The following is a 23,671-nucleotide window of genomic DNA, read 5'->3' as shown; positions in this document are numbered from 1 at the left end:
TTATTGTGACTAACTCACATTGCTTTCTAATGTAAACGCTATAGATCGTAATTAACTTGTAGCCAGAATTGTCGACCTGGGTCATAAGATTTCAGGACGCTATCTTCGAAGACAAAGCGATCTGCCACGTTTTTATTATTTAAGAGGTTATTCACTTCAATAGAGACACCGAATCCATGTGCAAACTCGGGTTTCCAACCCAGGCGAGTATCCAGTGTATATTTGCTGGCGAAATGCTGTTTGGTGTATTTGCGAACTTGACCATATTCAGGTGAAACAGCATAGGCGTTATCATAACGAACGGCTTGGTCACGCGCTCCCCACCATTGTAAGCGGTTATACCAAGTGATGTTGTATTCATCCCAAACACTGGTCAGCTCTAAATTCAATTTAAATGGCGAGTTGAAGCTAGTCGATGGTAGTTTAGATGCATCAATAAATTTGCCGTCATACCAAACTTTATTTAGATTCACATTATTGCTTGAATCATAAGAGTTATAACCCGTATCTTTCGGCGTATTACTTTCACTTTGTTGCCATGTCAGTGATGCGTTCATCATATGGTTAGCTTCTGCCCATTCCCAAGGCTGACTATTTTTGACAGAAAGTGTAACGGTATCGTGTGAACTGCGACCGCCGTTATCATACATACGGATACTGCGTTTATCTTCCTCACGACTATTGTATTTAGTGCGTGATCTGACTTCATCATAGCCTTCACGATGAACATATTGCAGACGCCAAGTAGTTGACAGAATTTCTTGTTGTAATGCCAGCGTTAGCTCATCATTGTAAGGTGTTTTAAGAGAATCGATACCTTCGTAATCTTTTTTGTTATCCCACTCATTTTCATTTGGGTCAAGAGAACAGAAAAAGTTGCAGTTTTGCATGCCAGCGTTTTGTGCACCATATAGAGCATAAGTCAACATGGAACGACCATAGTAGCGGTTTGCACCGGCAATCAATAAGGTGCTATTGTCACCAAACACATCGTAAGAACCTGATAACCGTGGGGCAATATTGGTTCTATTGACGAAATCATCGCGATCAAGTCTTACACCGGGACGCAGCGTCAACTTACCGTATTTGAGGTTATCGTCAGCAAATAGAGAATAGTTGGTGTAATCCGCAGAATGGTTACCAGCTTGGAAGCGTGTGACGTTATTTAACTGACCTGTCCAATAATCATTCTTATCGAGCACGCCAGAATAGTTATAACGATAAAAATCTTTATCTCGTTTATAAGTCCCTTTGGTGTAGCTGACTTCGCTACCAATTGTTGGGTTATGTGTAATGCCTAATCCATCTTCCATGGTTGTAAATCGCATTACAGCTTTTGCAGTTTGGCTATTTTGTTCAGAAATTAAATCCCCTTGGCCACCACTGCGTAAGTATTTACGTTTTTCCCAATCATAATCAGGTGACATCGCAAGAACGTCGACAAAATAATTTTGGTCATTAGAACGTTCATCTTTAAGCTGTTGGGTGCTTGCTGTTAATTCCAAATCACCAATATCATATTTATGCTTGAAAACACCTGTAAAACCTAAACCTTTATGCGTGCTATCATAGCCAGAATTCATGATAGTTGAAGAAAATAGACGGCTATCATAATTGGCATAGTTGGCGGACAAATCAAAAGAGCTTTTATCTGAAAGATCAATGGTATATTTTAGGAAATAGTTATCAGATGTTCTTTTTTGATCTTTTTTACCATTAATGCCTTCTGTCGTATCAAGCTGCCCTTCATCATTGATGAAAGCTCCGCCATCACTCGCTAAAGTCATTGGGATCGTTGAGCTACGACGTGAGGCAGAGAAAACCAACCCTGAGTTTTCACTAACGCCTAACTCAAACCAACCACCAAAGTCACTTTTATCATAACGGTTTTGAAAACGAGCGGGGTTCGAGGTGTCATTTTTTGTGGTATCAATGCCTTGAGTAGAATCATGAAATAGGTTATTCCAGCCAGAACGGGTTAAACGATAATAGGCGTGAGCACTATTTTCCCCTTGCCAGCGGCGGCTATTAACTTCAACTGTTCCCCCCGTAAAGCCCCCAAATTCAACTGGAATATTATTGTCATACACCGTCATGCTGTCGATAAGGCGGCTATCAATGTAAATCCCTTGATCGCTGCTGCTGAGGCGTGTATTGGTTTCACCAAGCCCATTATCCGCAGGGTCAAAATCATTATTAAAACTGATACCATCAAGGCGATAAGCATTTTGATAGCTATTTGAACCATGAATTGAAATACGAGAAGGTTTTATTTCTCCTTGGTTCATGGAGTTGCTGTCATTATTAGCAAATTGAACCGCAGGGTTAGTTTTCATCAAATCGGTGATATTGCCATCACCTGTATTTCGCTGGCTGATCTCTTCTGAAGTGACATATTGTGGTGCTGAAATAGCATCAGTTGCAGGATGGTTTTGTAGCACACCGGAAACCTGAGTTTCTGGCAAGACTAAAGTTCCTTGATTGAGATTTTGCTGACGAATAACAAAGACGCCATTCTCATTGACTAATTCTAAACCGCTACCAATCAATATTTTTTGTAATGCGGTTTGTGCGGTGTAGTGACCTGAGAGTGCAGGGGCTTGTAAGCCATTAAGCTGACTTTTATCATAAAGCAATTGAATCTGTGCTTGTTGACTGATTTGCGCCACTGATGAAGCAAGTGATTGTTCAGGAAGTGTGAAAGACACTTCTTGTGCCGCCGCAGATTGACAAATTATCGCACTATTAATCGCCACAAACAGGACAAGTGGCTTGAACGGCTTGTGAGTAAATCGAATTGACATGAGTATCCCTTATTCTTAAGCATTCAATGGCATCAAAAGTAAAAAAATAGCCAAATAAATAACAACTGCTTAAGAAGAGGGTTAAATGAGAATTATCCTCACCTGTAAATCGAAATAATTTTCATTTATTTTTTTTATTGTTAATAATCAATATATTATTTTTGTCATGATAGATCACTTCAACAGGCAAAAGCATCGGTAATGCTTGGAAAAACTGATCAGGCTGCTGTAAATTGATCCTACCTGAGATTTTACGTTGACTCAGAGATGGTGGTGAAAGCTCTATTTGTGCGGAAGAGTAATTTTTGAGTTCCTTAAGAACATCGCCTAATGGTTTATCGGTAAAACTAAGCTCACCAAAACGCCATCTTGCGACATCTAATGGTGAGATTTTATTCAATATTACTTTGCCATTAACCGCATGGCTCACTGCACTATCACCTGCAAACAGATAGTTTATTTTCTGTTCGTTGCCGGATTGAAAACTCACAATCCCTTGACTTACTTGAACTGCGATTTGTTGTTGATCTTTTTCCACTTCAAATTCTGTTCCCACCACTTGGATTTTGCGTTGGTCAGCTTGAATAATAAAGGGTCGGTAAGGATTGGGCGCGACTTTAAAATAAGCACTTCCTTCATCAAGGTAGACTTGGCGTACATCCGTTTTATAAGCCACTCGGATGCGGGTATGGTGATTTAGAAATAATTTCGAGCCATCAGACAACGTCACTTCTTTAGGCATATTTGTTGCTGCAAGCGTCATATTATTGAACAGCATTAATGGCAGATGGCTGTACGGAAGGACAAGTAATGCAACAATGGAAAAAGCCGCTAAAGTATTACCCAGTGGTCGCCAGAGTCGAAAAAAAAAGCGTTTTTTTTGTGAAGACGTGTTCAATTGTGGTTTTGGCATTAAATCAAAGTCACGCCATACACCTGCAATAGCTTCATAAGCTTTGGCATGTTCAGGTGATTCCTGCAACCAGTGTACAAATTGTTGCGATTGCTCAGCACTCATATTTTGGCTATGTTGGCGCATAAACCAAAGTGCGGCGACTTCATCAATCGTTTCTAGTGTCTCTGTCTCTGGTGGGGCTGCGTGTGTCATTGATTATTATTGCTCTGATTATCTAAATAGTGTTTACAGTGTACTAATGCGGCAGCAATATGCTTTTCAACCATACTGATCGAAATTTCCATTCGTTCGGCTATTTCACTCTGTGACAATCCATCAAATCGGTAAAGTAAAAATGCTTCTCTTCGCCTTGGTGGTAAAGATTCAATGGCTTCACTTAAATGTTGCACACGCTGTTGCTGCTCAAGGATTTCACTAGGATCGCTTTGAGTGCTTTCGAAATTGTGCTCAAGCTGACTGTCATCAAGTGTTGATTCTGATTTTGCCAGACGTTGATTACGCCGCCAATGGTCAATAAGCACATGATTAGCAATCTTGAACAAATAAGCTCGGCTCTCTTTCACAGGAGATTGCTCTTTACGGTTTAGCCATAGTGTAAACACATCCTGTGATAAATCATCAGCATCGTTGCTATCACCTAGCCGATTGCGGAAAAATCGGACAAGTTGGCTATAAGTTGACTGATATGCGCCGCTAATTTTGCGAGCAAGGGATTTATCAATAGTCATTTTTCGCTGGTGTCAAAGTGTAAAGTTATGATTTATTGCTCGATATTTTTTTCTAATTATAATTCAATCAGTTGTTTGATTATTATCAATCTTATTAATAATAATGAATATCATTTTTGTTTGTATTATGCCTATAATTCGCAAAAAATAAAGTCGTGAGGCAGAATATGAGCAGTATTACGGGCCAAATTGTGCGCCCGATTTTCCGTCCATTGGGCGGTTTATTTTTAAGTCTATTTTTCCATGGAATGCTTGTTGCAATTTTTATTGGCTGGTTTTCTGTACATCAGTCGAAAACAGGTGTATTGCCGCCTGCGATATCTCTTCAATTAGGTATTTATCAGCTTGAGCAACAATCCGAGCCAGAAATAAACCATGCTCCAAAACAGCAAATGGCAACTTATGATGAAGTATTGCCTGATCTTGTTGAAAAAAAGAAAATTACCCAATACACCACTGGTTGATAATGGCACTTTGACTAAGGTGAGTGAAAGAAAAACACCACCAAAAAAGAAACCGCCTCAAGTTAAAAAAGTGATAGAAGATGCGCCATTAAATACACAAGAATCTGCGGTTACATCTACGCCTGTTTCGGGAAGTTCATCAAACAGCAGCGCTAACTTTTCAAGCAGTGCCTCCGCAGCGATGAGTGGTCAACAAAGTTGGCACAGTGAAATACATCAACGCTTAGCTAAGGCAAAACGCTACCCGAGAGCTGCATTGCGTTATCGCTCAACTGGTGTATCTCAAGTAAAAGTGACGGTGGATAGTAAAGGGCAAGTCATTGCAGCAAGTTTAATTAATTCTTCAGGCACTAAAGTGTTAGACAAAGAGGCTATTGCCACTATTCAACGAGCAGCCCCTTTTCCTGCACCACCTGAAACGTTATTAGTGGAAGGCAAAGTGGAGTTTGTCGCCCCGATTGTTTTTGATACCACTTTTATTTAATCAGGTTCTGTCAGATAAATATTGATTAATTCAAATTCGGCTAAGGTTTTTCCTTAGCCGTTGGGTGTATTAGTGGTCTTGAGGTGGTGTTTTATTTGATTTACTTTTTGGCCGCTTCTTCTTTGGATGATAAGGCGGATTATCCACTTTTCGTTTATTAATCGCATTTTTCTTCACTTTTTTTGGTTCTTCCTCTTCATCATTAGTGTCTTCTCCCACAACTAATGGTGGAGGTAAATGCTGTCCTTTCTTTTTCTTCAATCGGAATAATGTATTTGCCAGCATAAATCCTATACAAAGCGCTAATAAAATAAATATTCTTAGAACATTTGTACTATTATCAGCTTGTTGGAGTTCAGTCGCTAACAATTCGGTATCAATTGTTAGACGGAGATAGCCAGTAGGCTCCTCTTGACCAGGAATTGGAACAACTAATTGATATTGAAAAGGTTGTACAGATTGATTGTTATCAATCGCTAATCGTTGGCGAACTGGAACGGCTTCTCCAGATGATGCGATTAATGTACCACTAGCTGAATAAATGCCCGCATCTAAAATATATTTATCTTTTGCGAGGTTATTCAGGTTAGCAATAATTCGTTCATGATTAAAATCTTTGCTGCCTGAACTAATATAATCAGATAAGCTGAAAGCAACTTGTTCGGCTAATACGCGAGTTAACTGTTTAAATTGCTCAACTCTATTCTGGTTTTGGCTATGACCTAAATAGGAAACGCCCTGCATTAATAAGGCGATAAGTGCAACACAGATAACAATAATGACTGTTTTGTGTAGTTTAAATGTTAGTTTCATAGCAATTTTATGGGTTCTTCATCTAATTTCTAATGACAATTAATATAGCTGCCAATGTTTATGCGAATTGAATGCTTTTAATCAAGTATGTTGCCAGAGGTTACGAAGATAGGATAGTTTTAGAATCTATTTTTATTATAAAAAATTGAGTCGATTACAGGAGCTAATTTTCATGTCAACGAGTTTGACCTATTGCTATTTACCCGATGAAATCCAAAAATGGCCCGGACTTCCTCTTTCTTTGAGCGGAGAAGAGGTGATGCCCTTAGATTATCGCGCCGGTGATAGCGGTTGGTTATTATATGGTCGGGGTTTAGATAAAGCGCGCATTAGTAATTTTCAGCAGCGTTTAGGGATAGCAATTGTCATCGTTTCTTCATGGCGAATTGATGATTATCAAGTCGTAAGAATCGCAGGTAGCATTACGCCGCGTATTAAAAAATTAGCTGATGAATGCTTATTAGATGTGGTTCCTTTAGGGCAAATCCCACGTTTACGTGCGCCGGGTTTGTTGTTGATGGATATGGATTCAACAGCCATTCAGATTGAGTGCATTGATGAGATAGCGCGTTTATATGGGGTTGGTGAACAAGTGGCTGAAGTCACTGAACGCGCTATGCAAGGTGAGTTAGATTTCTCTGAAAGTCTAAGAGCAAGAGTTAGCTTGTTGAAAGGCGCTGATGTAATGATCCTTCAACAAGTTATGGATACTTTACCCTTAATGCCCGGTTTAACTAGCCTTGTTCGTAAGTTGCAAGCAATGGATTGGCATGTTGCTATTGCTTCTGGCGGATTTACTTTCTTCGCGGATAATTTACGCCAACAATTAAAACTTGCGGCGGCGGTTGCTAACCAGCTTGAAATCAAAGATGGCAAACTGACAGGCCGAGTGAAAGGCGCTATTGTGGATGCAAAGTATAAAGCTCAAACATTGGTTAAATTAGCTGAACGTTTAGCGATCCCATTAGAGCAAACTATTGCAATTGGTGATGGAGCGAATGATTTGAAAATGTTGCGTAAAGCGGCATTAGGTATCGCTTATCATGCAAAACCAAAAGTTTATGCCAGAGCCAAAGTCGCTATTCGTCATGCTGATTTGATGGGCGTGATGTGTGTGTTGAGTGGTGGGTTGAAGCACGAGGAAAGATAATTTTTCGCGCTGTAGCGCTGTTGGCTTCATTTGCCGCCTAGTTACAGGACAAATTATTTAGAATATTTGTTATTTATTAAATAATATTCAGCTATTACTCAGTTAATATATTCAATTTAGGTAATTTTTTTGTTTGGTTTAAAAGGGGTTAGTTGTGGCAAAAGGGGCAAAAAGAGCATTTGTATGTAATGAGTGTGGGGCGGATTATCCGCGTTGGCAGGGGCAATGTAGTGCTTGTCATGCATGGAACACCATTACAGAAGTACGCCTTGCACCAAGTAGCTCATCTTCTCGTAATGAACGTTTGACTGGCTATGCTGGAAATGCAGCAGGTGTTAGCAGAGTACAGAAACTGTCAGAAATTAGCTTAGAAGAACTGCCACGTTTTACCACACGCTTTAAAGAGTTTGACCGTGTTCTTGGTGGTGGTGTGGTGCCGGGAAGTGCCATTTTGATTGGTGGGAACCCAGGGGCAGGGAAGAGTACACTTCTTTTGCAAACAATGTGCCTGCTTTCTCGCGAAATGAAAACGCTCTATGTAACAGGTGAAGAATCTCTACAACAAGTTGCAATGCGCGCGCATCGTCTTGGTTTACCAACAGATTCACTGAACATGTTGTCAGAAACCAGTATTGAACAAATCTGTTTAATTGCCGAACAAGAACAACCTAAATTGATGGTTATTGACTCCATTCAAGTCATGCACATGGCTGATATCCAATCATCTCCGGGCAGTGTTGCTCAAGTGCGAGAAACTGCGGCTTATCTTACCCGTTTTGCTAAAACTCGCGGTGTTGCAATTATCATGGTGGGTCATGTTACAAAAGATGGTTCATTAGCAGGCCCGAAAGTTTTAGAACACTGTATTGACTGCTCAATTATGCTTGATGGTGAGGCAGACAATCGCTTTAGGACATTACGTAGCCATAAAAATCGCTTTGGGGCAGTCAATGAGCTGGGTGTCTTTGCTATGACAGAACAAGGCTTAAAAGAGGTCAGTAATCCCTCCGCCATTTTTTTAAGCCGTGGTGATGAAGTCACTTCCGGTAGCTCAGTGATGGTTGTTTGGGAAGGTACGCGCCCTTTGTTGGTTGAAATCCAAGCGCTTGTTGATCATTCAATGATGTCAAATCCGCGCCGTGTCGCTGTGGGGCTTGAGCAAAATCGTTTAGCCATATTATTAGCTGTTTTGCATCGTCACGGCGGTTTGCAAATGTCAGACCAAGATGTGTTTGTGAATGTTGTCGGTGGTGTTAAAGTCACAGAAACCAGTGCTGACCTTGCTTTATTGCTCTCTTTAGTTTCCAGTTTTCGTGATAAACCCTTACCGAGAGATTTGGTTGTCTTTGGTGAAGTCGGGCTTGCGGGTGAAATCCGTCCTGTACCAAGTGGGCAAGAGCGTATTTCAGAAGCAGCAAAACATGGCTTTAAACGCGCCATCGTCCCGCATGCCAATATGCCTAAAAAGTTACCACCTGATATGAAAGTTTATGGTGTCAAAAAATTATCGGATGCACTCAGTGTAATGGATGAATTTGATTAATAAAGGAAATCAAATGGCTGAATTTAATTATCTAAAAAATGCAATTAAGCAGGCTGGCTACACATTACAACAAGTTGCTGATGCCTCCGATATGACAAAAGGTTATCTGAGCCAGCTTCTAAATAATAAAATTAAAAGTCCTAGTGCACAGAAAATTGCTGCGCTTCATCAATTTTTAGGCCTTGAATATCCGAATAAACAAAAAACGGTAGGTGTGGTTTTTGGTAAGTTTTATCCTTTACACACAGGACATATTTACCTGATTCAGCGTGCTTGTAGCCAAGTTGATGAGCTGCATGTCATTCTTTGTCATGATGAACCGCGTGATAAAGAGCTGTTTATTCATAGCTCAATGTCCCAGCAGCCAACAGTGAGTGATCGCTTAAGATGGTTATTACAAACCTTTAAATATCAAAAAAATATCTTCATTCACTCTTTTGATGAACAAGGGATTGAACCTTATCCACATGGTTGGGAAGTGTGGAGTGAAGGAATGAAAGGCTTTTTAGAAAAACACAATATTCATCCTAGTTTTATCTACTCGGGTGAAGCCAATGATGCCCCACGCTATAAGAAATATTTAGGTGTGGAAACTATTTTGATTGACCCAGAACGGACGTTTATGAACATCAGCGGTAATCAAATTCGTCAGGCACCTTTTCGTTATTGGGAATATATTCCAACTGAAGTTAAACCCTTTTTTGTGCGTAAAGTCGCAATATTAGGTGGAGAATCAAGCGGGAAATCTACCTTAGTTAATAAGTTAGCGAATATTTTTAATACCACGAGTGCTTGGGAATTTGGCCACGACTATGTGTTTTCCCACCTTGGTGGTAATGAGATGGCCTTGCAATATTCTGACTACGACAAAATTGCATTAGGCCATGCTCAATATATTGATTTCGCTGTTAAATATGCAAATAAAGTCGCTTTTATTGATACAGATTTCATTACAACACAAGCTTTTTGTAAACGTTATGAAGGCAAAGAGCATCCTTTTGTGCAAGCGTTGATTGATGAATATCGTTTTGATTTGGTGATTGTATTAGAAAATAATACACCTTGGGTTGCAGATGGATTACGTAGCTTAGGAAGCGATAAAGATCGCCAAGAATTTCAATCATTATTAATTGAGATGTTAAGAAAAAATAATGTTGAGTTCGTACAAGTTGATTCACCGGATTATGATAGCCGGTTCTTAACGTGTATTGCACTGGTTCAGCAATTATTAATGTTAGATGAATAATAAAAAAGGCACCTAAATATTTCGGTGCCTTTTTTTATCATAAAATCAGAGGATTACTTGCTCATTCGCTTGTATTTTATGCGATGAGGTTGTAATGCATCAGCGCCTAATGTGCGCTTTTTGTAATCTTCATATTCAGTGAAGTTACCTTCGAAGAAGGTGATATTACCTTCATCTTGGTAATCAATGATATGCGTTGCAATACGGTCAAGGAACCAACGGTCATGCGAGATAACCATTGCACAGCCTGGGAATTCTAATAAGGCGTTTTCCAGTGCGCGCAAAGTTTCAACATCAAGGTCGTTGGTTGGTTCATCGAGAAGCAGTAGGTTTCCGCCAACCTGTAGTAGTTTTGCTAAATGCAAACGACCACGTTCACCACCCGATAGCTCACCAACACGTTTACCTTGGTCAACACCTTTGAAGTTAAAACGGCCGACATAAGCACGGCTTGGGATCTCAAAGTTACCGATCCGCATGATATCTTGCCCGTTTGATATTTCTTCCCAAACTGTTTTGCTGTCATCCATAGAATCACGGAATTGATCAACAGAGGCAATTTTTACGGTTTCACCAAGCGTGATTGAACCTGAATCTGGTTGCTCTTGTCCGGAAATCATTCTAAATAGTGTTGATTTACCCGCGCCGTTAGGGCCGATAATACCGACAATTGCACCTTTAGGAATCGAGAAATTCAAGTTATCAATAAGAACACGATCACCATAAGATTTGCTGAGGTTTTCCACTTCAAGTACTTTGTCACCTAAGCGTGGTCCTGGTGGAATGAATAGCTCACTAGTTTCATTACGTTTTTGATATTCAACGCTATTTAACTCTTCAAAACGCGCTAAACGTGCTTTACCTTTCGCTTGACGGCCTTTAGGATTTTGGCGTATCCACTCAAGTTCTTTCTCGATAGATTTACGACGAGCTGCTTCAGTCGATGCTTCTTGTGCTAAACGCTCATCTTTTTGCTCCAACCAAGATGAATAGTTTCCTTCCCAAGGAATACCTTCACCACGGTCAAGCTCAAGGATCCAACCTGCAACATTATCAAGGAAGTAGCGGTCATGCGTGATAGCAACAACAGTGCCTTCATAATCATGCAAGAAGCGCTCTAGCCAAGCTACTGATTCAGCATCTAAGTGGTTAGTTGGTTCATCAAGAAGTAACATGTCTGGTTTTTCGAGAAGCAGTTTACAAATTGCAACACGGCGGCGCTCTCCCCCAGACAAGTTTTCAATTTTCGCATCCCAAGCAGGTAAACGTAATGCATCAGCAGCGCGTTCTAGTTGGTTGTCTAAATTATGTCCATCATGTGCGGAAATGATAGCTTCTAACTCACCTTGTTCTTTTGCTAATTTGTCAAAATCTGCATTTTCATCAGCATAAGCTGCATAAACTTCATCTAGACGTGTTAGCGCATTTTTAACTTCGGAAACGGCTTCTTCAACAGCTTCGCGAACAGTATGTTCAAGGTTCAGTTTTGGTTCTTGTGGAAGATAACCAATTTTGATACCCGGCTGAGGACGTGCTTCCCCTTCGATTTCAGTATCAATACCAGCCATGATGCGTAGTAATGTTGATTTACCCGCACCGTTCAAACCTAAAACACCAATCTTAGCGCCAGGAAAAAAGCTGAGAGAGATATTTTTTAATATATGACGTTTAGGTGGAACAATTTTTCCTACCCGAAACATAGAATAAACGAATTGAGCCAATTTTTTTACCTATTGTTTTTTAAATGGAATATCAATATTAGAACTATTTTTATCATAAAATTGACGATTTTTTTAGTCAAAATTTCCGAACTGAGATGGATCTGTTAAGGCGGTTCAAAAATAAAAAATAGTCAGTGACCCAAAATCGCCTGATTGATCCAACCGATAATATTAAGCTGGTGGATTGACTAACCTAGTATAGCTTAGGAGACCGCGATTGCTGCTCGTCAGCCTTAAATATTTCTGTGCCTCACTCTAATTGTTCTTTGCTTGAAGTCAACCACTGCAACTAGGATTGTTCACTTTTTATCTGATAGCTCGGCAGATTATTATTATGAGTGAATAACAGCAAGATGTGATGGAAACAAACAGATTAAAATATATCAATATTTTTAATCTGTGAAAGGATAGAAGATATTTTTCATCAAAAATAGGCAGTAATTTATGTATTACCGAGTGAAATTTTTTAGTGGATTTTATTCATTTTATGTTCAGTGATAAATGAAATATGATAATTTTCTTATTTTCACAATATAAAATATAGATGGAGTTATTAAAATAAAATACTTTCCTTTTATGCGATAATATAAATAAAGTTATTAATTCATTAGCTAATTAATATATTTTAGCTATCCGAGTAACTTATTTATGTTTCTGCGGATAGCGTTAAGTTTTTCTTATATTGTTATGGTGCAGATATTGAATTAGCGTCTAATTTTACGACATCCGCTTTTTTCTGTGCTAATTCTTTTTTTACATCATTGTGTAGTATTTTTTTATCCGTTCTTTCTGAAGTCCCAGTAAATACGCCACCTTTTTTGATCGTCAAATTTTTAGTTTGGCAGATACCATCTAACTGACCATTTTCTAAGATATCCAAATCCTCAGATACACATAATCCATTCATTTTTCCATTAATTGATATTGTTTGGGCATAAATCTCGCCTTCAACAAAACCTTCTTTTTGAATAGTAACGACACCGTTATTACTGCGGATACTACCTTTAATATGGCCAAATATTTGAATGTCTTCCTCTAAAACAAGATCACCTGTAATGTAGCAGCTACTTGAAATGGAAGTGCTTTTTCTTGCTGTTGGGGTTTGAGAGAGTTTATCTTCTTTCATTTCAATAAGCTCTTTTTTATCAGTGGATTCTTTATTATCAATTAACTCATTATTTTTAGTATGGTTAATAGCATTGTTTTTACTTTTTTTTGAAAACATCCGTTTATTCCTTGTAGAAAGTAGATAAAAAATAATGAAGAAAATGATTAAAAAGGGTAAAGATAATACTGCAGTGTGTATATCTGTTAACTGATAAATTAAAAGATAGGTCCATCCGCAACCTAAAATAGCAAAAAATATATTTTTGAAATCCATATCCTATCTCATTTTAAAGGGATTTTAAGTTATTCCTAATGAATTTCATTGTGTGAATCTTACCTTTTATCCTTGAATAGTGTTATTAAACCATTAAGTTAATATTTTTGATACAATGGTTAATCATCAATATTTGACATAATTTGTTTGAGCTATTAGTGACACAAACTATTATTTACAACTAATGAGCGTTTTATTTTGTTATACAAAAATATATTTCTTTAAATTTTTATATTTATTTTATTGATAAACATTGAATTATTTGTGACGGTAGATGATGTATAACGCACATTTTATCCTATTTAATAGCGTTTACCCATAGTAACTTTGTTTCCGATGCTAATTTTTCGTCTGTAGGCCTGTACACTTATTTTTTACATCAACAAAATGTAGATTCAGGAACACTCTGCTTGCCTTTTAGTCAAGGCTTTTGTATTGATAGAGTCAACACATATGGTTCTAAATATATTGTTAGAAAATGGCAGTATCCGCGTGTTCTCCAACTTTTTTCGAGTATATACTGAATATATGACAGATATTCTTAAAAATTGTTAATTAGAATCGTTCTGCTGACCGTTAGTTTGAAATGAAATGATACCCATTTGAAAACTTGGTGAGCCAGTGTAAAAAATCATTCAGAGAAAAGTAGGCATAGGGAATTATTAAGCATGAAAAAATTCTTGGTGGCAGTTCCAATGACAATGGTTTTGGTTTCTACCTCCGTATGGGCAGATTCTCTACAAGCACAGCGCGAGCGCTATCAAGCAATAAAACAAGCTTGGGATGCGAAGCAAATGGATGAGGTTGAGCGTTTATTGCCAACACTACAAGAATATCCATTATATCCCTATTTAGAATATCGAGAGCTAACGCAAGATCTTGATATTATTTCACCAAAACAAGCTCAAACATTTATAGATAGCCATCCTACTTTGCCCGTAGCACAAACGTTAAAAGCGCGCTTTGTTAATGAATTAGCACGTCGGCAAGAGTGGAAATCACTACTTGAATTTAGCCCTCAAGAACCAAAACCAGCGGAAGCACAATGTAATTACTATTTTGCTAATTGGGCGACGGGAAATAAAAGCTTAGCTTGGCAGGGAGCAGAAAAATTATGGCTAAATGGTCGTTCTATGCCAGAAGCCTGTGACAAGTTATTTAATGAGTGGGAAAAAGCAGGTTACCTCACGCCTGAGATGATTTTAGAACGTATTCATTTGGCAATTGAAGCAGGTAATACCTCAATAGCCGCTTATCTTGCTAAGCGCTTACCTCCAAGTTATAAAACAATTGGTGATGCATTGGTGAAGTTACAGAACGATCCGAGTTCAGTGACCACTTTTGCCAAATCAATGACGCCGACGGATTTTTCTCGTCAAGCTACAATTGCCGCCTTTAGCCGCTATGCAAGGCAGTCACCAGATGCAGCTCGAACAGCGCTGCCGAGTATAACCTCAGCGCAAAAAATGAATATGGCAGAAAGCCAAAAGCTGAAAGATAGCATTGCTTGGCAATATATGGGCGATGTAACGCCTGAGCAGGCAAACTGGCGTGACCAAGTTATTGGTGAAACGGATTCAACGTCATTAAAGGAGCGTCGTGTTCGTTTAGCTTTAGGGCAAGGTGATAAGAAAGGATTAGCAGCATGGTTGAGACAATTACCGGCTGAGGCAAAAAATAAAGAAGAGTGGCAGTACTGGCAGGCGATAACGTTGATTGATGCAGGGCAAAAAGCGCAAGGGGAAGAGATTTTACGTAAGCTTCTGAATAGCCGTGGATTCTACCCAATGGTGGCTGCTCAAAAATTAGGAACAGAATATCCTCTGTATATTAAAACAGCGGAAAAGCCTGATAATAGCCATTTAGATAATCTTGCTCAAATCCAGCGTGTTCGCGAATTGATGTATTGGGAAATGGATAATTTAGCACGTAGTGAGTGGATAAATCTTGTTGCATCACTGCCTGTTAATCAGCAAGAACAGCTTGCTCGTTATGCTTTTGATCACAATTGGGCAGATTTAAGTGTACAAGCGACAATTAAAGCTAAACTGTGGGATCATTTAGAAGAACGTTTTCCTTTAGCGTGGGAAAAGGAATTTAATCAATATACGCAAGATAAAATGATCAATAAAAGCTATGCAATGGCGATTGCACGTCAAGAAAGTGCATGGAATCCGCAAGCTCGCTCACCAGTTGGTGCGACTGGTCTAATGCAATTAATGCCAGCAACAGCAAAACATACAGCGCAAAAGCAAGGAATTAGTCATTATGTCAATGTAAGCCAATTGACCAACCCAATAAAAAATATTGAGATTGGTACGGCTTATCTTGATGATGTTTACCAACAGTTTTCACGTAATCGTATTTTATCCAGTGCTGCTTATAATGCGGGACCTTCGCGTGTTAATCGTTGGCTTGGAAACAGTGGCGGCCGTCTTGATGCCGTGGCATTTGTTGAAAGTATTCCTTTTTCCGAGACGCGTGGCTATGTAAAAAATGTCTTATCTTATGATGTGTTTTACCGCTATTTCATGGGTAACTCGGGGCCTGTATTGACAGATAACGAATGGTTAATGAAGTATTAATGTCTTTTTCAAGTGATTTGCAAAATTGTATGTTATCATTTGTACTAGTTAAATAGTATGGTGAGGAAATATGATAGCAAATCACTTGAATGATCCCGCACTTAGCGCTGATGCTAATGAAGATTGGCAACGCTTTGTTAAGTTGCTTCAGCTTGCATTTGAACAAGATTTACAGCATCCCATACTGCAACTATTGTTAACACCGGATGAACGCACAGCACTGGCAACTCGTGTCAGAATTGTTCAAGAATTAATGCGCGGTGAAATGAGTCAACGCGAGCTAAAAAATGAGCTAGGGGTTGGAATAGCAACAATTACCCGCGGTTCAAATAGCTTGAAATCAGCGCCGTTGCCAGTAAAGGCTTGGCTGGAAGAGCAATTACTTAAGTAGGCTTATTTGGTACAATAGATGCGACTAAATTGTATATAGGGGTATTTTTTACCCCTATATTTTTATCTACTAGCAAGTCATAACAAGCAAATAGTGAGCTTTATTAACGCAATTTATGATGTAAAATACGTTTATTTTTAAAATATTTGCTGAATTTTTGTTAAAAAGCGTTAAGTGAAGATAACTTACATGCAACTTTAATTATTTTATGTATAATTAATCTTCTATCTGGTTTAGCTCTTTATAAATTTCATGCTTAATGGGAACCAGCGCCAGTATCAAAGCTTGTTGGTAAACACTTGTCCGAGTCAGTACCCCGTTAGTGAAAAAACCAATGGCACCGCCTTGTTGCTTAATATTATCAATACCGGTTAATTCAGCCATTTCATCACCAAGCTCACGTCCTTCTCGGATACCTGCCAGTATTTTTTCTGGGATCATGATGCTTGCTGAACGCGACTCTCCACGAATTTGCTTATGTTCAATGACAATCCAAGCAAAAGTCATATCTTCGTCAATGCCCGCTTCGATGCCAACCCAAAAATCAGCCTCAGGCCGGACTTGTCTTGATGCCATAACGCGTTGTCTTGCACCAGTGCGAGTTTCATTATTACCGATAGGTTGCTGCGGAACGCTGCTATCGACATTAATATCTTCTATCTGATAACTGTCTGGCCCAAAAACAGCATCGAAAGCAAGATGAATTGCTTTAATTTTGGCAGGATTAGTCGTTGCAGCTATAACTCGGTACATTAATTATTTTCCTTTGAACATATACTTAGCAAAGTAATAACGGAACACATCTATGTTACAGGTTTATCTTGTTCGCCACGGCGAAACCGAATGGAACGTGGCTCGTCGTATACAAGGGCAATCTGACAGCCCTTTAACCGCCACTGGGCGTTTACAAGCTTATCAGGTTGCCGAAAAAATAAAATCAGAAGGCATTACCCATATTATCACGAGTGATATGGGACGTACTCGTGAAACAGCACAAATAATTGCCCGTGTTTGCGGATGTGAAATTATCACAGAACCGCGCTTGCGTGAACTAAATATGGGTGTTCTCGAACAACGAGAGATTGATTCTCTTACTGAACAAGAAGAACAGTGGCGTAAAAGTTTGATTAATGGAACACATGATGGTCGCATTCCTGAAGGCGAGTCAATGCCTGAATTACAGGAGCGCATGTTCGCAGCATTGAATAGCTGCTTAGCATTACCGAGTGGAAGTAAACCGCTATTGGTAAGCCATGGGATCGCGCTAAGTGCATTACTAAATCGTATTTTAGGTGTTCCACCTCATGCAGGGCGACGTCTACGCTTGCGCAACTGCTCTATTTCAAGAGTGGATTATCAAAATAGCCCGTGGCTAGTGAATGGCTGGATTGTTGAAAGTGCAGGAGAAATTAGTCATTTAACACAACCTGCCTTAGATGAGCAGCAAGCGTAATGAAAAATAAACGGAGTTTCGTTATTCTGAAACTCCGTTATGTTAACGCTTTATAGGCACATAATAGTCAAAAGCTTCAATGTGAGATTCGTGGTCATCTTTGTGTTTTATATCCGGTGATTCAATATTTTTGAGTTTATAGTGCTCAATATCATAGCCAGGTCGGCGTGTAATATTCAATTTAGGCAAATAGACACCATAAATTTGAAATAAGAACTCTTGCATTGTGTCGCGAGTCACTTTATCGCCTAAGCTAAATTTAATGTATTCACCTTCAGGAATGATGACTTGGCGGTAAGTATCATTACTAAAGTTGGCATCTTCAGGTTTTACCGCTGTGGTATAAATAACGGTTTGTTCATCTTCTTTTTCAGGATTATGAACAGTGTGGTGCAAGCCAAAAACTTCAGATGCAACAGATGTCGTGTGTTCTAAATAATAGTGCCAGAATGTTTCGCGTATTTGAGAGCAGACATTGGACCATTGTTCTAATACATAAGAACAGCTTTGTTCGAGTCCCACTAATGTTTGTTCTTTTAGTTGCACGAACTCATAATCTAAATGTTTATGTCCGTCCAACATAATCGGTGGGCAAATACCTGTCGCACACCATTCATCGCTACGTCGATAATAAGCTGGCGTTAAATTAAATTGTTTTTTAAATGCACGCGTAAAAGTTTGTTGCGAATCAAAACGATATTGTAAGGCAATATCGAGAATAGGTCTGCTCGTCAGGCGAAGCGCTACGGCAGCGCGAGAAAGTCTACGTGCACGAATATAAGAGCCAATAGCTTGCCCTGTGACTTCTTTGAACATCCGCTGTAAGTGCCATTTTGAATAACCTGCTTTTGCTGCTACGTTGTCAAGAGAAAGCGGTTTATCTAGGTTGTTATCGATCCAGTGCAGCAGGTCGCGAATTATATTGGTTTGATCCATGTATATCCCTAGTCAATGTGACTTAAAAGATAGATATAAGTTATCAATGTATTGGTATTCTATATCAAGTTGGCCATTTCGTTTATAGGAAATGAGTTGTATTTATGATTTTATAATCATCATATTTCCATTTTGATTATCTATTTAGTTAGTTGAATATCATCACTATTTTTATACTGATTTTTGATTGTTATACATCAGTTCTAGACGAAGATTTGAATGATTTAGGATATAGTGTTAAAAAAGTAACAATACACTCAATTTTGTTATTCTCATTTCCTGCATTTTGCTGAAAGGGTACTGTATATGCATCTTCGTAAGTTTAAAAAAATATTATTAGGCTCACTATTTTCTGTATTACCTTTTGCGGCTTTCGCAGAGGAAATAGGTTCTGTCGACACTGTTTTTAAAGTTTTTGGGCCAGATCATAAAATTGTTGTTGAGGCCTTTGATGATCCCGATGTGAATAATGTCACTTGTTATTTGAGTCGCGCAAAAACGGGTGGAATTAAAGGTGGACTCGGTTTAGCGGAAGATACATCTGATGCTGCAATCTCTTGTCAACAAGTTGGACCTATTGAACTGAGTGATCGTATCAAGAATTCACCGAAAAAGGCACATGTTGTTTTTCAAAAACGGACATCATTGATATTCAAAAAATTACAAGTTGTACGTTTTTATGATCCAAAACGTAATGCTCTGATTTATTTGACTTATTCTGATAAAGTTATTGAAGGTTCGCCACAAAATGCGCTGAGTGCAGTTCCAATTATGCCGTGGTAAGACTTTTATTTTATTGATTAGCAAATAGATTTTATTGATAAGTCCATAAAAAATAAAACCGGCATTGAAATATCCCTATATTGGACTCTCTAGCCGGTTTTATCTATTTATGGTTTTATCTATCCATGTAAAAAGGGATAGATAAAATGACGATTATTCGTCTAAATCACCACAAAAACGGTAGCCTTCACCGTGGATAGTTGCAATGATTTCAGGTGTGTCTGGTGTTGACTCGAAATGTTTACGGATGCGACGAATTGTAACATCAACAGTTCGGTCATGTGGTTTCAGCTCACGTCCAGTCATTTTTTTCAGTAGGTCTGCGCGAGTTTGAATTTTTCCTGGATTTTCACAAAAATGCAGCATTGCACGGAATTCACTACGTGGTAATTTGTAGGATTCACCAGCAGGGCTTATCAATGAACGGCTATTAATATCAAGTTCCCAACCGTTAAACTTATAACTTTCTACTAGACGACGTTCTTCTGAACCGCTGCTCAGATTCATCGTACGTGAAAGTAAGTTACGTGCACGAATAGTCAGTTCGCGTGGGTTAAATGGTTTAGTAATATAATCATCAGCACCAATTTCTAGGCCAAGGATTTTATCTACTTCGTTATCACGGCCCGTCAAAAACATTAATGCAATGCTTTCTTGTTCACGTAATTCGCGCGCTAGCAGTAGGCCATTTTTACCGGGTAAATTAATATCCATGATAACTAAATTGATGTCATGTTCAGAAAGAACATTATGCATCTCTTCGCCATCAGTTGCTTCATGGACAACATAACCTTCTGCTTCAAAAATACTTTTCAGCGTATTGCGTGTGACAATCTCATCTTCAACAATTAAAATATGTGGGATCTGCATATCTGATACCTAAAGTTTTAAAATAAAAATAGTGAACTCATAAGCCGCTTCCAAATTAGTTAGGTGGTTATTATTTTTTTGGAAAAATGCGCCTGTGAGTTATAAAAACATTTCTTATAAGCCAACGTTATTTAGCTACCTTTAGTCATATGTCCATCAGACTTTTGACTTAGCTTTTTCTTCAACAGTTATAAACTATTATTGAGAGTAACTCTATCAGTTATCTAAGGTAGTTTGTTATTTTCGTACCTTGATTTCTCGAATTATTGACGACATATTTAGATTCAAAAAATGAATCAAATTTAGGCTCTTTCACAATTTTTGGCTGTTAACAGCAATATAACAGCTAATACCGCATTTACCACCTAAAAAAATAACTTTTGTTGATACATATCAAAATCAATTGTAGCACGTTAACAAATTTTATTAGATATAAAATTATACAAATAGAAACAACTTTTCTCTATCAAATTATGAAATAGATTATTTGATTTAGTAGGTTATGTATACATAGTATTTTTGCGTAATTTCACTGCACTGCCACTATTAGATATATAAAAAGAGATGATGACGTTTTATGGTGATATTTCGTCATTTAATGGTTTTAACTTTTGCAATTAGTGTTCATTGATTGTTTTTTATGTTAATTTTTTCGATAGATATGGAATATATTTTTAGTGTCCACTAACTCAATTTTTGCATTTTTTTACAAATTAATTTGACATTTTTGGTCAATTGCTTTAACCGTATAGGGAGAAAGTAATGAATCAAGAGACAGACAGAAATTTATGCGTATTATCAGCCTAGACATTATTATTACGACCACCACCGTGACCACAGGAAACGGGGCGGGCTGACGCATCCAAAAAATCAAAACGAAAAAGCCCGCATCCTAAAAGATGTGGGCTTTTTTTTGGCGCTAAATCAGGAGAGAAATACCATGCGTGTGCTTAAATTTGGCGGTACTTCGGTTGCAAATGACGAACGAGTACTGAATGTTGCAGACATCGCTGAAAGCAAATTGGCTGATGGGCAGGTGGCGTTGGTGTTATCAGCACCCGCTAAGATAACAAACCATCTAGTTGCAATGATTGAAAAAACGGCTGCGGGTCAGGATGTCATCACGCATGTGAATGATGCTGAAATGATTTTTTCATCTTTACTCAAAGGATTGAAAGAGAAGCAGCCTGGTTTTGATTATGAAAGACTGAAAAAATTAACAGAACAAGAATTCGCGCAAATTAAACAAGTACTGCATGGTATTACTCTTCTCGGACAATGCCCTGATAGCATCAATGCTGCCATTATTTGCCGTGGTGAAAAGCTCTCAATTGCTATCATGGAATCAGTGTTAACTGCACGCGGACACAAAGTCACTGTTATTAATCCAGTTGAAAGCTTATTAGCGGTAGGTCATTACCTTGAATCAACTGTTGATATCAATGAATCCACAAAACGTATTTCAGCGCTAAATATCCCAAAAGATCACTTTATTCTTATGGCCGGTTTTACCGCAGGGAATGAGAAGGGGGAATTGGTTGTTTTAGGGCGCAATGGTTCTGACTATTCTGCCGCTGTACTTGCTGCATGTTTACGTGCAGATTGTTGTGAGATTTGGACTGATGTTGATGGCGTATATACTTGTGACCCGCGCCTAGTTCCTGATGCTCGACTTCTTAAAGGGATGTCTTACCAAGAAGCGATGGAGTTATCTTATTTTGGTGCTAAAGTTCTTCACCCACGTACTATTGCACCAATTGCTCAATTTAAAATCCCATGCTTAATTAAAAATACGACGAATCCAAGTGCTCCTGGCACATTGATTGGCGATGGACAGACAGATAATAGCACGCCAGTTAAAGGGATCACCAACCTGAACAATATGGCGATGATCAACGTTTCTGGTCCTGGCATGAAAGGAATGGTGGGCATGGCAGCACGGATTTTTTCAGTGATGTCACGTAAAGGGATCTCTGTTGTCTTAATTACGCAATCCTCTTCTGAATACAGCATTAGCTTCTGTGTTCCGCAAAATGAATTAGCCCGCGCACGTGCAGCATTAGTTGAAGAATTTTACTTAGAGCTGAAAGATGGTGTGCTTGAGCCATTAGATGTGATGGAACAGTTATCCATCATTTCTGTTGTGGGTGATGGGATGCGTACACTAAAAGGCATTTCAGCACGTTTCTTCTCCGCACTGACTCGCGGTAACATCAATATTGTTGCGATTGCTCAAGGTTCATCTGAGCGCTCAATTTCTGCCGTTATTGCCAATGATGCAGCAACAACCGCGGTACGTTTATGCCATCAAATGCTATTTAATGCAGAACAAGTTATTGAGGCGTTTATTATTGGTGTGGGCGGTGTGGGTAATGCATTGATAGAGCAAATTCATCGCCAGCAACAATGGTTGAAGCAAAAACATATTGATTTACGTGTTTGTGGTATTGCTAATTCTAAAGCCATGCTGACAAATATGCAGGGAATTTCACTTGATAATTGGAAAGAAGAGCTGGCACAAGCCACTGAACCATTTAGTTTAAGTCGTCTTATTCGTTTAGAACGTGAATATCATTTCCTTAACCCTGTCATTATTGATTGTACATCTAACCAAGAAATTGCTGAGCAGTATGTTAGCTTCCTAAAAGATGGCTTTAACGTTGTGACACCGAATAAAAAAGCCAATACATTATCAATGGATTATTACCATCAGTTACGTTCGGCTTGCGAAGTTTCAAAACGTAAATTCTTATATGATACAAACGTGGGGGCAGGCTTACCGGTTATCGAAAATTTACAAAATCTATTAAACGCTGGAGATGAACTCGTTCACTTTAGTGGAATTTTATCCGGTTCTTTATCCTTTATTTTTGGTAAGCTTGATGAAGGAATGTCATTGTCTGAAGCTACTGCACTTGCAAAAGAAAAAGGCTTCACTGAACCTGATCCACGAGATGATCTGTCAGGAATGGATGTTGCACGCAAACTTCTGATCCTTGCTCGTGAAGCAGGTTACCAATTAGAGTTGGATGATATTGAGATTGAGTCTGTGTTACCGGCTGAATTTGATAGCAGTGGTAATGTGGCTGAATTTATGGCTCGTTTACCTGAACTTGACCAACAGTTTGCGCTGCGCAAGAAAGCCGCTGAAGCGGAAGAAAAAGTATTACGCTATGTTGGTTTGATAGAAGAGGGTCGCTGCCAAGTAAAAATCATTGCAGTTGATGGCAATGATCCGCTATTTAAAGTTAAAAATGGTGAAAATGCGCTCGCTTTCTATACCCGTTATTATCAACCAATTCCTTTAGTCCTTCGAGGTTATGGTGCGGGTAATGATGTGACTGCCGCAGGTGTTTTTGCTGACATGTTGCGTACCCTTTCATGGAAATTGGGAGTTTAATAA

20 protein-coding genes and 1 other annotated feature are annotated in these 23,671 nt (G+C 38.7%); of the genes, 11 read left to right on the top strand and 9 right to left on the bottom strand.

The window, feature by feature from the left end; translation table 11 throughout:
* Window positions 1–38: 38 nt before the first annotated feature.
* The 3 genes from OO7_RS15245 to OO7_RS15235 all read right to left on the bottom strand — a co-directional run bounded on the left by OO7_RS15245 (window position 39) and on the right by OO7_RS15235 (window position 4,448).
* Window positions 39–2,804 (bottom strand): TonB-dependent receptor, encoded by a 2,766-nt coding sequence (locus tag OO7_RS15245; RefSeq protein WP_008916831.1) that lies wholly within the window; start codon window positions 2,802–2,804, stop codon window positions 39–41.
* 121 nt (window positions 2,805–2,925) lie between these two features.
* Complete coding sequence (locus OO7_RS15240; protein WP_008916830.1) at window positions 2,926–3,912, bottom strand: FecR family protein; 987 nt, start codon at window positions 3,910–3,912, stop codon at window positions 2,926–2,928.
* Window positions 3,909–4,448: an RNA polymerase sigma factor gene (locus OO7_RS15235; RefSeq protein WP_008916829.1), complete on the bottom strand. Its 540-nt coding sequence runs from the start codon at window positions 4,446–4,448 to the stop codon at window positions 3,909–3,911. The genes OO7_RS15240 and OO7_RS15235 overlap by 4 nt, the downstream gene beginning before the upstream one ends.
* Window positions 4,449–4,615: 167 nt before the next feature.
* Between OO7_RS15235 and OO7_RS17230 the strand changes: the two genes are divergently transcribed.
* Together OO7_RS17230 and OO7_RS15230 are read left to right on the top strand one after the other, a co-directional pair.
* Window positions 4,616–4,912, top strand: coding sequence for a hypothetical protein (locus tag OO7_RS17230; protein WP_008916828.1), 297 nt, complete (start codon window positions 4,616–4,618; stop codon window positions 4,910–4,912).
* Window positions 4,851–5,396: an energy transducer TonB gene (locus OO7_RS15230; RefSeq protein ID WP_236620658.1), complete on the top strand. Its 546-nt coding sequence runs from the start codon at window positions 4,851–4,853 to the stop codon at window positions 5,394–5,396. The genes OO7_RS17230 and OO7_RS15230 overlap by 62 nt, the downstream gene beginning before the upstream one ends.
* Before the next feature lie 69 nt (window positions 5,397–5,465).
* Here OO7_RS15230 and OO7_RS15225 read toward each other — a convergent pair whose 3' ends face one another.
* Window positions 5,466–6,209, bottom strand: a complete 744-nt coding sequence (locus OO7_RS15225) for an AhpA/YtjB family protein (RefSeq protein WP_008916826.1) — start codon at window positions 6,207–6,209, stop codon at window positions 5,466–5,468.
* Window positions 6,210–6,381: 172 nt separating this feature from the next.
* Between OO7_RS15225 and serB the strand changes: the two genes are divergently transcribed.
* The 3 genes from serB to nadR all read left to right on the top strand — a co-directional run bounded on the left by serB (window position 6,382) and on the right by nadR (window position 10,148).
* The gene (gene serB / locus OO7_RS15220; protein WP_008916825.1) at window positions 6,382–7,359 is read left to right on the top strand and encodes a phosphoserine phosphatase; all 978 of its coding nucleotides are present in this window, start codon (window positions 6,382–6,384) and stop codon (window positions 7,357–7,359) included.
* A 154-nt stretch (window positions 7,360–7,513) separates the two neighbouring features.
* A complete protein-coding gene (radA, locus tag OO7_RS15215) occupies window positions 7,514–8,902 on the top strand; it encodes a DNA repair protein RadA (protein ID WP_008916824.1) in 1,389 nt (462 codons plus the stop codon).
* A gap of 13 nt (window positions 8,903–8,915) precedes the next feature.
* Window positions 8,916–10,148, top strand: a complete 1,233-nt coding sequence (gene nadR / locus OO7_RS15210; protein ID WP_008916823.1) for a multifunctional transcriptional regulator/nicotinamide-nucleotide adenylyltransferase/ribosylnicotinamide kinase NadR — start codon at window positions 8,916–8,918, stop codon at window positions 10,146–10,148.
* 53 nt (window positions 10,149–10,201) lie between these two features.
* On the opposite strand, the gene ettA is transcribed toward nadR, so the two are convergent.
* Window positions 10,202–11,869, bottom strand: coding sequence for an energy-dependent translational throttle protein EttA (ettA, locus tag OO7_RS15205; protein ID WP_008916822.1), 1,668 nt, complete (start codon window positions 11,867–11,869; stop codon window positions 10,202–10,204).
* A gap of 685 nt (window positions 11,870–12,554) precedes the next feature.
* The gene (locus OO7_RS15200) at window positions 12,555–13,250 is read right to left on the bottom strand and encodes a bactofilin family protein (RefSeq protein ID WP_236620657.1); all 696 of its coding nucleotides are present in this window, start codon (window positions 13,248–13,250) and stop codon (window positions 12,555–12,557) included.
* Window positions 13,251–13,918: 668 nt separating this feature from the next.
* Between OO7_RS15200 and sltY the strand changes: the two genes are divergently transcribed.
* Window positions 13,919–15,835 (top strand): murein transglycosylase, encoded by a 1,917-nt coding sequence (sltY, locus tag OO7_RS15195; RefSeq protein WP_008916820.1) that lies wholly within the window; start codon window positions 13,919–13,921, stop codon window positions 15,833–15,835.
* Window positions 15,836–15,905: 70 nt separating this feature from the next.
* Window positions 15,906–16,226, top strand: coding sequence for a trp operon repressor (gene trpR, locus OO7_RS15190; protein WP_008916819.1), 321 nt, complete (start codon window positions 15,906–15,908; stop codon window positions 16,224–16,226).
* A 216-nt stretch (window positions 16,227–16,442) separates the two neighbouring features.
* On the opposite strand, the gene yjjX is transcribed toward trpR, so the two are convergent.
* Window positions 16,443–16,979: an inosine/xanthosine triphosphatase gene (gene yjjX, locus OO7_RS15185; protein WP_008916818.1), complete on the bottom strand. Its 537-nt coding sequence runs from the start codon at window positions 16,977–16,979 to the stop codon at window positions 16,443–16,445.
* A gap of 52 nt (window positions 16,980–17,031) precedes the next feature.
* Between yjjX and gpmB the strand changes: the two genes are divergently transcribed.
* Complete coding sequence (gene gpmB, locus OO7_RS15180) at window positions 17,032–17,679, top strand: 2,3-diphosphoglycerate-dependent phosphoglycerate mutase GpmB (protein WP_008916817.1); 648 nt, start codon at window positions 17,032–17,034, stop codon at window positions 17,677–17,679.
* A 42-nt stretch (window positions 17,680–17,721) separates the two neighbouring features.
* On the opposite strand, the gene robA is transcribed toward gpmB, so the two are convergent.
* Window positions 17,722–18,615, bottom strand: coding sequence for an MDR efflux pump AcrAB transcriptional activator RobA (gene robA / locus OO7_RS15175; protein ID WP_008916816.1), 894 nt, complete (start codon window positions 18,613–18,615; stop codon window positions 17,722–17,724).
* Window positions 18,616–18,921: 306 nt separating this feature from the next.
* Between robA and creA the strand changes: the two genes are divergently transcribed.
* Window positions 18,922–19,398, top strand: a complete 477-nt coding sequence (gene creA, locus OO7_RS15170; protein WP_008916815.1) for a protein CreA — start codon at window positions 18,922–18,924, stop codon at window positions 19,396–19,398.
* Window positions 19,399–19,551: 153 nt separating this feature from the next.
* Here creA and arcA read toward each other — a convergent pair whose 3' ends face one another.
* Window positions 19,552–20,268 (bottom strand): two-component system response regulator ArcA, encoded by a 717-nt coding sequence (gene arcA, locus OO7_RS15165; protein WP_008916814.1) that lies wholly within the window; start codon window positions 20,266–20,268, stop codon window positions 19,552–19,554.
* A gap of 788 nt (window positions 20,269–21,056) precedes the next feature.
* On the opposite strand from arcA, the gene thrL reads away from it, so the two are divergent.
* Window positions 21,057–21,125, top strand: coding sequence for a thr operon leader peptide (gene thrL / locus OO7_RS17675; protein ID WP_156823178.1), 69 nt, complete (start codon window positions 21,057–21,059; stop codon window positions 21,123–21,125).
* Window positions 21,064–21,184, top strand: a sequence feature (Thr leader region). (Overlaps the previous gene by 62 nt.)
* Before the next feature lie 24 nt (window positions 21,185–21,208).
* Window positions 21,209–23,668 (top strand): bifunctional aspartate kinase/homoserine dehydrogenase I, encoded by a 2,460-nt coding sequence (gene thrA, locus OO7_RS15160; protein ID WP_008916813.1) that lies wholly within the window; start codon window positions 21,209–21,211, stop codon window positions 23,666–23,668.
* Window positions 23,669–23,671: the final 3 nt, after the last annotated feature.

This window comes from Providencia sneebia DSM 19967, from assembly GCF_000314895.2.
GTDB classification, from domain to species: domain Bacteria; phylum Pseudomonadota; class Gammaproteobacteria; order Enterobacterales; family Enterobacteriaceae; genus Providencia; species Providencia sneebia.
Note: the sequence above shows the minus strand (reverse complement) of the source record. Positions and strands in the feature narration are given on the sequence as shown.